The 12,132-nt window shown below is 43.7% G+C and carries 15 protein-coding genes; 6 read left to right on the top strand and 9 right to left on the bottom strand.

The genetic code is table 11. From position 1 onward, the window contains the following. Positions 1–33 precede the first annotated feature (33 nt). The 5 genes from apbC to fmt form a co-directional block, all read right to left on the bottom strand. Positions 34–1,083, bottom strand: coding sequence for an iron-sulfur cluster carrier protein ApbC (gene apbC, locus MIS45_RS05435; protein WP_249451284.1), 1,050 nt, complete (start codon positions 1,081–1,083; stop codon positions 34–36). Positions 1,084–1,246: 163 nt separating this feature from the next. Then, positions 1,247–1,762, bottom strand: coding sequence for a copper chaperone PCu(A)C (locus tag MIS45_RS05430; RefSeq protein ID WP_249451283.1), 516 nt, complete (start codon positions 1,760–1,762; stop codon positions 1,247–1,249). A gap of 211 nt (positions 1,763–1,973) precedes the next feature. Next, positions 1,974–2,852, bottom strand: a complete 879-nt coding sequence (locus MIS45_RS05425) for a flavin prenyltransferase UbiX (RefSeq protein ID WP_346766868.1) — start codon at positions 2,850–2,852, stop codon at positions 1,974–1,976. Between the two features lie 511 nt (positions 2,853–3,363). Next, entirely contained in the window at positions 3,364–3,681 is a 318-nt protein-coding gene (locus MIS45_RS05420) for a low molecular weight protein tyrosine phosphatase family protein (protein WP_249451282.1), read from the bottom strand. A 311-nt stretch (positions 3,682–3,992) separates the two neighbouring features. Beyond that, a complete protein-coding gene (gene fmt, locus MIS45_RS05415) occupies positions 3,993–4,922 on the bottom strand; it encodes a methionyl-tRNA formyltransferase (RefSeq protein ID WP_249451281.1) in 930 nt (309 codons plus the stop codon). Positions 4,923–5,152: 230 nt separating this feature from the next. Between fmt and MIS45_RS05410 the strand changes: the two genes are divergently transcribed. The 5 genes from MIS45_RS05410 to MIS45_RS05390 all read left to right on the top strand — a co-directional run bounded on the left by MIS45_RS05410 (position 5,153) and on the right by MIS45_RS05390 (position 8,520). Beyond that, a complete protein-coding gene (locus tag MIS45_RS05410) occupies positions 5,153–5,701 on the top strand; it encodes a carboxymuconolactone decarboxylase family protein (protein ID WP_249451280.1) in 549 nt (182 codons plus the stop codon). A gap of 352 nt (positions 5,702–6,053) precedes the next feature. Next, positions 6,054–7,007 carry a D-glycero-beta-D-manno-heptose-7-phosphate kinase gene (rfaE1, locus tag MIS45_RS05405; protein WP_249451279.1) on the top strand — a complete coding sequence of 318 codons (954 nt, stop codon included), beginning with the start codon at positions 6,054–6,056 and terminating at the stop codon, positions 7,005–7,007. Next, positions 6,988–7,533, top strand: coding sequence for an MmcQ/YjbR family DNA-binding protein (locus tag MIS45_RS05400; protein ID WP_249451278.1), 546 nt, complete (start codon positions 6,988–6,990; stop codon positions 7,531–7,533). The genes rfaE1 and MIS45_RS05400 overlap by 20 nt, the downstream gene beginning before the upstream one ends. Before the next feature lie 31 nt (positions 7,534–7,564). Then, on the top strand, positions 7,565–7,999 hold the full coding sequence (locus tag MIS45_RS05395; RefSeq protein ID WP_249443652.1) for a hypothetical protein: 435 nt from the start codon (positions 7,565–7,567) through the stop codon (positions 7,997–7,999). Between the two features lie 86 nt (positions 8,000–8,085). Then, on the top strand, positions 8,086–8,520 hold the full coding sequence (locus tag MIS45_RS05390; RefSeq protein ID WP_249443651.1) for a hypothetical protein: 435 nt from the start codon (positions 8,086–8,088) through the stop codon (positions 8,518–8,520). Between the two features lie 38 nt (positions 8,521–8,558). Here MIS45_RS05390 and MIS45_RS05385 read toward each other — a convergent pair whose 3' ends face one another. Genes MIS45_RS05385 through fabD form a run of 3 tightly spaced genes read right to left on the bottom strand, consistent with a single transcriptional unit; the run spans position 8,559 to position 10,564 of the window. Continuing rightward, a complete protein-coding gene (locus MIS45_RS05385; protein ID WP_249451277.1) occupies positions 8,559–9,287 on the bottom strand; it encodes a WaaS/CpsH family glycosyltransferase in 729 nt (242 codons plus the stop codon). A 25-nt stretch (positions 9,288–9,312) separates the two neighbouring features. After that, positions 9,313–9,603, bottom strand: a complete 291-nt coding sequence (locus MIS45_RS05380; RefSeq protein WP_249451276.1) for a hypothetical protein — start codon at positions 9,601–9,603, stop codon at positions 9,313–9,315. A gap of 34 nt (positions 9,604–9,637) precedes the next feature. After that, positions 9,638–10,564 carry an ACP S-malonyltransferase gene (gene fabD / locus MIS45_RS05375; RefSeq protein ID WP_249451275.1) on the bottom strand — a complete coding sequence of 309 codons (927 nt, stop codon included), beginning with the start codon at positions 10,562–10,564 and terminating at the stop codon, positions 9,638–9,640. Between the two features lie 205 nt (positions 10,565–10,769). On the opposite strand from fabD, the gene gcvH reads away from it, so the two are divergent. Beyond that, complete coding sequence (gene gcvH / locus MIS45_RS05370; protein ID WP_249443648.1) at positions 10,770–11,156, top strand: glycine cleavage system protein GcvH; 387 nt, start codon at positions 10,770–10,772, stop codon at positions 11,154–11,156. A 54-nt stretch (positions 11,157–11,210) separates the two neighbouring features. On the opposite strand, the gene MIS45_RS05365 is transcribed toward gcvH, so the two are convergent. Continuing rightward, the gene (locus tag MIS45_RS05365) at positions 11,211–12,131 is read right to left on the bottom strand and encodes a pseudouridine synthase (RefSeq protein WP_249451274.1); all 921 of its coding nucleotides are present in this window, start codon (positions 12,129–12,131) and stop codon (positions 11,211–11,213) included. Position 12,132 lies beyond the last annotated feature (1 nt).

Here is a 12,132-nt window from a genome sequence, read left to right as displayed (position 1 = left end):
GCAGCCTGAAAACTTTTTCAGGCTGCCTTTGCATTATTCAATCACAATTTTCGGAAATTTACTGCTGAAATCGCGCCCTTTATCTGCCACCGCCAAAGCAACGGCAAACGCGGCTTGTGTGTAAATGTCGGCAACACTTGGATTTTGTTTCAACAAATCACTTGCAGCGCCCTTGTCCATTGCTTCGCGCACAGGCAAACTTAACGGCAGTTGTCCCAATAATGGCACGTTCAATTTTTCTGCTAGATTTTTGCCACCATCTACGCCAAAAATGGCTTCGTGATGTCCGCAGTTGCTGCAAATGTGTACCGACATATTTTCTAAAACACCCATAATATCAATGTTCACTTTGTCAAACATATCAATGGCTTTGCGTGCATCAATCAACGCAATATCTTGCGGCGTGGTAACCACAATCGCACCTGTTACGGGAATTTTTTGCGACAAAGTCAGTTGTATATCACCCGTTCCTGGGGGTAAATCCACAAACAAATAATCTACATCATCCCATTGGCTTTGAAACAATAACTGTTGCAAGGCTTGCGACACCATCGGTCCGCGCCACACAACGGCTTGGTCGGGATTAACCAAAAAACCAATGGACATCACTTGAATACCATCTGCATTTGTTACAGGAATAAAATGATTATCACGTTGTTCAGGCTGCCTATTTGCCACACCAAGCATGGTTGGTTGGCTGGGACCATATAAATCTGCATCCAATACGCCCACGCGTGCGCCCATTTTTGCCATTGCGCTGGCGAGATTGGCGGTGGTAGTGGATTTGCCTACGCCACCTTTGCCCGATGCAACGGCGATAATATTTTTCACGCCTTTAATAGTGGCAATGCCGTTTTGAACTTTATGAGCAACAATGTTGGTGCGAATAGTCAAATCCACATTTTTGCCTGTGGCTTGGGCAATTTCAGCACGGATTTCATCGGCTAAATGTTGTGCTGGAAAACCAAATGATAATTCAACTTTCAGGCTGCCTGCGGCTTCTTGTGCTGAAATTAATGCTTTTTCGCTGCCGATGGTGCGATTGGTGTGTGGAATGGAAATGGATTGGATAAGATGATTCATAGTAGATGTGTTGCTGTATAAAAAATATAAGGATAGTTTTCAGGCTGCCTGAATGCAAGCATGAATATTCCAGTAATTTATAGGGTTTATTTTTTGATGAATTGATTGAGGCAGCCTGAAAAATATATTTTAGTTTTTTCAGGCTGCCTAATTAAAAGCACAATCAATGTTGATGATGATTGTGTTCGTGATGATGACCATGATGATGGTCGTGATGATGTTCATGCGAGTGCGCTGCATTGGCCTTATATTGCTGCTCACGCACGGTTACGGTTACGGTTTGCGCTTTATTGCGACGATATTTCAAGGTTACAGGGAAAGTATCACCCACCGACAATGGTTTTTTCAAACCCATCAACATCACATGATAGCTACCGCGTTTTAACTCTTGCGTTTTGCCAGCAGGCAATGTTAAACCACCTTTTAATTCGCGCATACGCATCACACCGTTATCGTTAATGTGTGTATGGATTTCAACTTTTTCCGCCAATGTGTCTGCCACACTTGCACCGATTAATTTATCAGCACGCGCATCGGTATTAGTCAAACTCAAAAACACGCCACCTGCATTCATGCTGCCAACGGTAGGATAAGCATAAGCATCGCTAACTTGAATGCCTTTGGCAAAAGCGGTTTGGCATAATGCAGCACTTAATATAGTGAACAAGACTTTTTTCATGATTTTCCCTTTTACTATCAAAAAATATAATAGGCAGCCTGAAAAATATTTTTCAGGCTGCCTAATTTGAGACATACCCGAGTAATATACTCGGAATTATATAAATAAATTTATCAAATTATTTTGATATATATCAATCCGAACGAAATAGCCCAAATAACCACGCCACAAAACGCAGTAATAAAGAAACTAATTCGTACAGTCCTTCCACTTACTGCCCCCATTTAGGTACGAGTGAATGCGTAATATGCAGTTGGTCCAAAATCTTGGCAACCACAAAATCCACCATATCATCAACTGTTTGTGGATTGTGATAGAAACCAGCGGCAGGTGGCAAAATGGTGCAACCCACTTGCGACAATTTCAACAAATTTTCCAAATGAATGGTAGACAAAGGAGCTTCACGCGGCACAATCACCACAGGACGACGTTCTTTAATCATAACGTCTGCCGCACGTTCCATCAAACTATCGGAAGTACCGTGTGCAAGCGCAGCAACCGTTCCCATGCTGGCAGGACAAATAACCATTGCATCTGCCGAACCATTGCCAGATGCAATAGGAGCAAACCAATCATCGTTGGCAAATACGCGCAGTTGTGCAGGTTTCACTGCAAAACGCGTGCACAGAACATTTTGTGTAGCTTTGGCACTTTCAGGCAAATCCAGTTGCAATTCTTGTTTGGCAACCGTACGCGCCGCTGCCGAAATCAATACATAAACGGTTTTACCTGCCGACAATAAACATTCCAATAACCGCATGCCATACAATGCGCCAGATGCACCTGTCAATGCTAAAGTAATTGTGCCATTGCTTTCTTTTAATTTGCCTGTTAGCGCAGGTAAACCTGCAGTTGAACTATGGTCCACATCCATCCAGCCAAAAGGTTTACCCATACCACGTTCCAAATTGGCACAAATGCGTTTTCCTAATTGCAAAGGTTTGCCATTGGGTTTAATGGTTTGGCTACGCACTTGGTAAAAATACGCAGGTTTATTATAACCACATTGACGCGCCAATTCTGCCACGCTACCTGCCTCTTTGATGAGTGTTTCAAAATTTTCAAAGCGAATTTGATGTAATGTTTTCATAATATGTACCGTCTTTCTGCATATATTTTAGATGTGATTTAAAGATATAGTGAATCAAATTTCGATTAAAATCAAGACAAACTAACTCTATTTTGGTCAATATATAGTCGTATACAAATAAGTACACAAGGAAACTGGCAACGCTGTATTATTTTTATTTTAAACAACTGCCATTCACTATATATTCCATGTAGTGATTATATACGCAACTTGTTGAAAAAAATAGTTTCAGGCTGCATTTATATGATATATGCAGCCTGAAGAGATAAAATTACCACACCATTATAGAATAAATTGTATATTCCTGCGTAACTAAACATAGATAGACTGGATATTTACATCTGACATTTTTATTTATAACTATTTATTTTCATTAAAATTTTATCAAATTAAAAAAATCCAAGCCACTCCCACCTCACAAGAATGCTGATAAAATAAAAGAGAATAAATCACCTCTATTTTGATTAACCGAATTAACATTATCAATTTATTTTTTCAGGCTGCCTGAATATTATAAGTAATCTTGTAAACTGGTTTGCAATAATTCTATTAATTCTGCGTCCATATAACGGTAATCATCGGGAATATCCAGTACCGTCAAAGGTTTATATTGCAAGGCGCGGGCAAATTCTGCTTTCAAACGTGCTTGGTGTTTTTCTTCCATCACAAAAATATGATCAGCCCACGCAATATCGGTGGCGGAAACGGTGTGCCGCGCATTTCTGCTCGTGCCAGCAGAACGCGCTTGATGGGTGGGGTGGCGATAAAACAATTGTTCAGCAGTAGGACTGCGCCATTGATTGCGTGAACAAATAAACAGTAAATTCATAGGTTTCCTTTTTCAGGCTGCCTGAAACATCGGGTTATTGTTGGGCGTGTTGTCATTTTGTGAATGTTGGTTTGGAAAACCGACCTACGCTGTTTATCAAAAAAGTAAGCCAAATGAAACAAGTCCAACAGTCTCATTCACAAAAATAAAATAGTTCAGGCAGCCTAAAATTTCAAACCATTTGAATTTGAATAATATTTTTTGATTTTATTGTTTGGCTTACTTTTCTAAAAAGTAAGTCGCCGCGCGGCGATAGAGCGCACGCCGTAGGCAAACTTTAATTTTTTTGTACTATCAGGCTGCCTGAAAAATTATTCAAATACTGTGCCAATGCTCAATTCGCGCCCCGCCAAAAACGCCGCCGCCGTCATCCGTTTCGCGCCAGCAGGCTGCAATTCTGTGATTTGTACCGCGCCATCGCCACACGCCACCACAATGCCGTCCGCGTTTGCTGCCAAAATGGTGCCAGCCGTGCCGTGTTGCGCCACTGTGTTGGCTGCCCAAATTTTCATCGGTTTGCCTTGCCAGTCTGTCCACGCAGTCGGCACGGGATTGAACGCGCGGATTTTGCGGGCAACCACATCTGCCGATTCCTGCCAATTGATTTTCGCTTCTTCTTTGGACAATTTTTGCGCGTAGGTAACGCCATTTTCGGGCTGCGCGACACTTTTCAGGCTGCCTGAACGCACCAATTCACGCAAATCCGCCACAATCGCCGCCGCGCCTATGCTCATCAATTCATCGTGGACTTCGTTGGCGGTGTCGGTCGGTTTGATGGCGTAACGGTGTTCGCTGACCACCGCGCCCGTGTCCAAACCCACGTCCATTTGCATAATGCACACGCCTGTTTCCGTGTCGCCCGCTTCAATGGCGCGTTGAATCGGCGCAGCACCGCGCCAACGCGGCAAGAGCGAAGCGTGGATATTCAGACAGCCGTGTTTGGGCGTGTCCAACACATCTTGCGGCAAAATCAAGCCATACGCCGCCACCACCATCACGTCTGCGCCCACATCGCGCAACATCGCCAGTGCTTCCGCATTGCCGCGCAATTTTTCAGGCTGCGCCACGCGTAAACCCAAATCCAACGCCGCTTGTTTCACGGGCGAAGCTTGCAATTGCATGCCGCGACCTTTCGGGCGGTCGGGTTGCGTTAAAACCAATGGAATCTCAAAACCAGCCGCGTGTATCGCTTGCAATGCGGCGGCGGCAAAATCGGGCGTACCTGCGAAAATCACTTTCATATTTGTATCCTTATTCAATTGATATTTTTCAGGCTGCATTTTACAACAGGCAGCCTGAAAACCAAAAATAGCTTATTCAACAAGCAAAATTTCAGGCTGTCCTACCCCGTCAAATACGACAAAAAAATCATATAAAAAAATCTTCTAACATACATGAAAATATAATCTTTATTCAAGCTGTCTATTTTGTTATGATGCTTGCATCAATTATTTATTTACAAGGAAAAATCATGGCACGTTTACCCGTACACACTGTAGAAACCGCTCCCGAAGCCGCTAAACCACGCGTTCAGGCTGCCTTAAATGCCAACGGCTTTTTGCCTAATTTGATTGGCGTGCTGGCAAATTCGCCCGAAGCATTGGCGTTTTATCAAGAAGTGGGCAAATTAAACGGCGCGACCAGTTTAACAGGTGGCGAACGCGAAGTGGTACAAATCATCGCCGCACGCCGCAACGCTTGTGGTTTTTGCGTGGCAGGTCATACCAAATTGGCGACATTGAAAAAATTGTTGTCCGAACAAGCGATTCAGGCCTCTCGCGCGGTTAATCCAGCCGAATTTGATGATGCCAAATTGGCGGCATTGGCGAGTTTCACGATTGCCGTGATGGAAAACAAAGGCGCGGTTTCCGATGCACAGTTGCAAGCATTTTTTGATGCGGGTTACACGCAACAGCAATCGGTAGAAGTGGTTTTGGGCGTGGCGTTGGCAACTTTGTGCAACTACACCAATAACTTGGCGCAATCGGAAATCAATCCAGAATTGCAAGCGTTTGCTTAATCACATCATCGCCTTGCTGATTGAATGGTGGGGTGATTTTTTTGTTTGTATAGTCGTTTCAAATACAAATATAGTGAATTAAAATAAGAAAGATGCAAGGCGACCACGCCTGCCGTGTACAAATAGTACATAAGGGCGTGGGCAACGAAGCAGATTTCTTATTTTAATTTACTATAGTACAGCGTTGCCAACGCCCTTATGTACTATTTGTACACGGCGGGCGTTGTCGCCTTGTACGTGTTAATTTGAAACGACTATATTTTCAGGCTGCCTTTTGCAGATTTAAATCCAGCAAAAATCCACAAATCGGGGTAAAATTTCCCCGATTTTTTTATTTTGGACAATCATTATTATGACTTTATCTCGCACTCCCTTATTATCAGATTTTCAGGCTGCCAAAGTGTTGGTGGTGGGCGATGTAATGCTCGACCGTTATTGGTTTGGCGATGTAAACCGCATTTCGCCCGAAGCTCCTGTTCCTGTAGCAAAAATTAACAAAACCGACCATCGCGCTGGCGGTGCGGCAAATGTGGCGCGCAATATTGCCGCTTTGGGCGGACAAGTCGCCTTATTATCGGTAGTGGGCGATGATGAAGCAGCGGATACTTTGGCAGATTTGTTGCGCCAAGATGGCATTGCCGATTATTTGTTGCGCAGTTCATCGGCTCCAACCACATTAAAATTGCGTGTTTTATCGCGCAATCAACAATTGATTCGTTTGGATTTTGAAGAAACGCCCGATACAGGCAGCCTGAAAATCGTGGCGCAAAAATATGCTGAATTGGTGGCGCAATACGATGCGGTAATTTTGTCGGATTATGGCAAAGGTGTGTTGGGCGATGTGGCGGTGATGATTGCGGCTGCGCGTGCTTTGGGCAAAGCGGTGTTGATTGACCCCAAAGGTGCGGATTATGATAAATATGCAGGCGCGACTTTGCTCACGCCCAATCGCGCTGAATTGCGTGAAGCGGTCGGTGGCTGGTCATCTGAATCCAGTTTGACGGAGAAAGCACAAAAATTGCGTGATGATTTGGATTTAGATGCGCTATTACTTACCCGTAGTGAAGAAGGCATGAGTTTGTATCGCGCAGGACAAATTGACCATCAACCCACGCGCGCGCAGGAAGTATACGATGTTTCGGGTGCAGGCGATACGGTGATTGCAACGATGGGTTTGTGTTTGGCGGCGGGATACGATTTGCGCGATGCGATGCACACGGCAAATGCGGCGGCTGGTGTAGTGGTGGCAAAATTGGGGACAGCGGTGTGTTCGTTTGCAGAATTGAGTGCGGCGTTGGCAGAATAATGGGATTTTGGGTTTTCAGGCTGCCTTTCAGTACACGATTTATTGTAGGTCGGGCATTCATGCCCGACATGATGAATCACGGCACATGGTTTCGGGCATAAATGCCCGACTTACAGCAATGATTTTTTGTCGTGTACTGCAAGGCAGCCTGAAAACGGAGTCAATCATGTCTTCTCAAAAAGATTTTTTATTGGATTATATCGCGCAAAAATACGATACGCAGCCTGAATATTTATGGGCAAATCATCCCGAATTTGCTGTGTTTCGGCATCGCAAAAATGGTAAATGGTTTGCGATTGTGATGCGCGTTTCAGGCAGCCTGATTGGTTTAGCAGATACAGCGATGGTGGATATTGTTAATGTAAAATTGCCGCCTGAATGGGTGGCGCATTTGAGTGGGCAAGCAGGTTTTGCGCCTGCGTATCACATGAATAAAACGCATTGGCTGACGCTGCGTTTGGACGATTCGCTGCAACAAGATGAAATTGTGCGTTTATTACACGAAAGTTTTTTGCGTACTCTGTGATTTTCAGGCTGCCTGAAATAGGAAAAATATCATGAATATCAAATTTTTACTCTTTTTATTGATTGCAGTGGCAGGCAATTGCTCATACCACATCGGACAAAAATCGCTGCACACGGAAACCGCTAATCCCATGTTTATGTTAAGCGTGTTTTATGGCTTGTCTATGATGTTGTGCATACTGGCTATCCCCTTGTTTGGTAAAGTAGAAATATCTTATGCGGCAACTTTATTGAGCAACTGGCGCGTGTGGTTGGTATCGTTTGGGATTATGTTTATTGAGTTGGGTTTTTTGTTGGCGTATCAAGCAGGTGGTTCGGCACAATGGGGTGGCGTGGCAGTTAATGGTGCAGCAGCTTTATTGTTGATTCCATTGAGTATTGTATTGTTCCATGAACATTTTTCGTGGTCAAAAGTATTGGGCATTGTGATTACGCTGACAGGTTTGTATATTTTGGTGCGTAAATAATTTTTCAGGCTGCTTTTTGTGTGTCAATACAAAAGGCAGCCTGAAATTTTTCTATCTATTTTCCGTATCTATAAAGGAGTGATGTGATGAAACCTGCGTTCATTTTTTTGATTATTTCAGCTTGTGGCAGCGCAACCTATCATTTGTCGCAAAAAGCATTGAATGGTGCCACTAACGCGCAGCCGATGTTAATTTTGAACTTGATTTATGGTGCGGCGTGGTTGATGACTTTGCTGCTGATTCCGTTTTTTGGCAAGGTTTCGGTGCAGGAAATTCACCAAATTGTGCTGGATTGGAAAGTGTGGACGGTGGCATTTGGCACGATGTTGGTGGAATTGGGCTTTGTGTTGGCGTATCACAGCGGTGGTTCAGTGCAATGGTCTGGCGTGGCGGTGGGCGGCATGGCAGCTTTACTGTTATTACCTGTGGGTTTGTTGGTATTCCATGAGCCATTTTCGTGGACAAAATTTATGGGGATTTTACTGACTTTGTCGGGTTTGTATTTTTTGATGAAGAAATAGTTTTCAGGCTGCCTTTTTAAAATAAGGCAGCCTGAAAACTATTGTGGCAAGGTTATTTTTTGATGCGGTTCTATATTCAAAACATAACGCAACCAATTAGTAAACCCATATTTTTCATAGATTTTATCGTCTAATGGCTGATAGGGTTTTGCCAAAAACTCGGCAACACCAGCGAAATTATCAGCTGTTAAAATATAAATATTATTTGGGTGGTAAAAATCGTATGTGGCAACATGGTGATTGGTTGTGATGAGTTTTTTGCGGTAGCCGAGTGCTTCAAACGTTCGCAACGACAAACCATTATGCACATTTTCCAGAAAATCCACCAAAATACCTGCTTGTTGCGCATCGGTTAAGTATTCTGCATACGTCTTACCACGATGCGTTAAGCGTATATTTTCACAAGGATAACATCTTCTTGCTTGTTGCATATTGCGGTTATCTGCCCACATTATCCGAAAATCCACTTGCCAACCTGCATCGCTGGCAAATTGCGCAAAATCTTGAACTATTTTGGCACGATGTGGTTGATGAGAACCTGCAAAGAACAAGGTTTGTGATGAAACCGCACTTGGTGTTATGCAGTGGTCAAAATAAAAACTGGTCGCAGGTAAAAATGAATAATCTGGACGATTTAAATCATCAGAATCAAATACATAAAATCTATCAAATTCAGCAATACATTGCCAAATTTCAGGATACCGTTCCAAACCGTCCCATTGATAATTAACTACGCCATGTCGTGATTTGCTACGAATATAGCGCAATATTTCTGGATGGAAAAAATCGCCACTAATCAGTAAGGCAAAATCCGCCCCCCCCCCCCGAGTAAGTGGCTAATTTTTTATCCAAGCATTGTTTTAAATAAGGAACTTTGGCATAGCGTTTTGCTGTTTTATCTTTCAAAACATGTTTTCGCCATTGTGTTTTCAGTCGCGCCCATAACGATGGATAGCGAAATTGACTGTCATCTTCCGTCAAGTTGATGACTTCAAAGCCGCAAAATCGTAAATTCGCTTCCACCATTTTATGTACTTCATGAAAATGGGGCATGCCCATAATAATCACGGGTTTACTGTTCATTACTTGGTCTTCTTAATTATATGCAGCCTGAAAATCAATGCGCTGCAATAAACGCATCAACCGCTTCTTGCGATACCAATGCGCTGCACACCGCTTCTTTTTCAATGCGTTTTGCCAAACCAGCCAATACTTTACCCGGTCCACATTCCGCCGATTGGGTTATGCCTTCGCGCACCAATAATTGCACGGTTTCTGTCCAGCGTACAGGCGAATACAACTGGCGCACCAACGCATCTTTAATTTGCGCCGCATCATTGTATGAAGTCACATCTGCATTGTGAATCACACGAATTTCAGGCTGCATAAACGCCACATCTTGCAATGCTACCGCCAATTTTTCCGCTGCCGCTTGCATCAAACGACAATGCGATGGCACGGAAACAGGCAAAGGCAAAGCACGTTTTGCACCAGCTTCTTTTGCTGCCGTCATGGCACGTTCTACCGCCGCCGCATTGCCTGCAATCACAATTTGTCCGATGGAATTAAAATTCACCGCTTCGCACACTTCGCCTTGCTCGGCATCGGCACAAATTTGGCGCACCACATCATCATCTAAACCCAAAATTGCCGCCATCGCGCCCACGCCTTGTGGTACGGCAGATTGCATTAACTCTGCACGCAACCGCACCAATTTCACCGCATCGGTAAATTTCAGGCTGCCTGCTGCCACCAACGCGCTGTATTCACCCAAACTGTGTCCAGCCACAACGCTGGGCAACGCACCGCCAGCCGCCAAATAAGCACGATAAGTCGCCACACCAGCCGTCAGCATCAAGGGCTGCGTATTGACCGTTTGCCCAATGATTTCAGCATCTTCGCCATTCATCATTGCCCACAAATCTTGATTGAGCGCGTCCGATGCTTCGGTAAAAGTATCGCGTACCACTTGCACGCCGTCAAAACCGTCCATCATATGCAAACTTTGTGAGCCTTGCCCAGGGAAGAAAAATGCAAAAGACATAAAATTATCCTTCAAAATAGAGTCAAAAAATCGCCAAAATGATAGCACACAGCATGATTTTCAGCAGCTTTTATTGCTTATAGCGTGGATTAGATTGGGATTGGAGATAAAATATCATTCGTTATATAGTGAATTCACTATAAAAATAGCTTTCAGGCTGCCTTTCACATACAATAGGCAGCCTGAAAATACGAAAGGAATATTTATGTCACAAATCCCTGAAAATTTGGCTTATACCGCCACACATCAATGGTTACGCACCGAAACAGACGGCATTGCCACCATTGGCATTACCGATTATGCGCAAGAAACTTTGGGCGATATTATTTTTGTTGAGTTGCCCAAAATTGGCGATATGCTTTCCGCGCAACAACACGCTGCAACGGTGGAATCAGTTAAATCCGCATCCGATGTGTATTGTCCTGTGGCAGGCGAAGTAGTTGCCATCAACGCTGCGTTATTGGACGCGCCAGAATTAGCCAACAGCCAACCTTATGATACAGGCTGGTTTTTTCAAATCCGCCCAAGTGTGGATGCAGATTTTGATGAATTGCTGACAGCGGAACAATATGCCAAAGAAATTGACGAATAAATCATAAAAGTACACAAGGCAGCCTGAAAAACACATTTTCAGGCTGCCTTTTCCTTATAAAAATTGTTTGCTTTCAAAAACACAATACTCCCCCGAAATGGGGTCGGTAAATTCAATGCGTTTTGCCAATAATTTTAATGGCTTATTATAATCTTCCGTGCCCACTTCATGCACAATTGGATACAACATATCATTCAACAAAGGCATGCCCAATTTCATCATGTGCACACGCAATTGATGTTTTTTTCCTGTGATGGGTTTCAATTCATACAAGCTCATTTCACCGCGATTTTCCAATAAATTCACAATGGTATGTGAATTGGGTTCGCCCGCTTCTTCTTGGGTGAGGAAAAACGCATCACCGCGCACCAAACGCGATTTGACTTCCAATGGGTAATGCAAATCCGTGCGGGTGGGTGCAAGGGCGTGATAGGTTTTTTGTATTGTTTTATTTTCAAACAATTTTTGATAAATGGCGCGACTTTCGGGATTGTGCGACAACAACATCACACCAGCCGTATCTTTATCCAAACGATGAATGGGCGTGATGTCTGCCACATTCAAATGTTGCAAATCGAGGTGCAAACGCAAGCGCGTTAAAAGCGTTTCACGCAAAAATCGACCGCTTGGGGTTACGGGTAAAAAATGGGGTTTATCCACCACAATCAAGTGATTATTTACCAATAATATTTCTTCATCAAATGGAATGCGCGGTTCGTCTTCACGGCTGATTTCGCGATAATAAAAAATCTTGCTGCCTGAAACAAATGGCGTGTGTTCATTGAGCATTTCGCCATTTTGGTTCACCACCATGCCGCTGTTTAACCGTGCTTGCCATGCACTTTCGCTCACAAATGGAAAATGTTGGCACAGAAAATACAACAGCGTTTTGCCGTCAAAACGTTTGTCGTGTGGCAGAATCAAATAGCTGGGTTTCACGCCGTTTAAAATAGGTAAAGGATTGTTGTGTTTCATA

The organism is Wielerella bovis, from assembly GCF_022354465.1.
GTDB classification, from domain to species: domain Bacteria; phylum Pseudomonadota; class Gammaproteobacteria; order Burkholderiales; family Neisseriaceae; genus Wielerella; species Wielerella bovis.
Note: the sequence above shows the minus strand (reverse complement) of the source record. Positions and strands in the feature narration are given on the sequence as shown.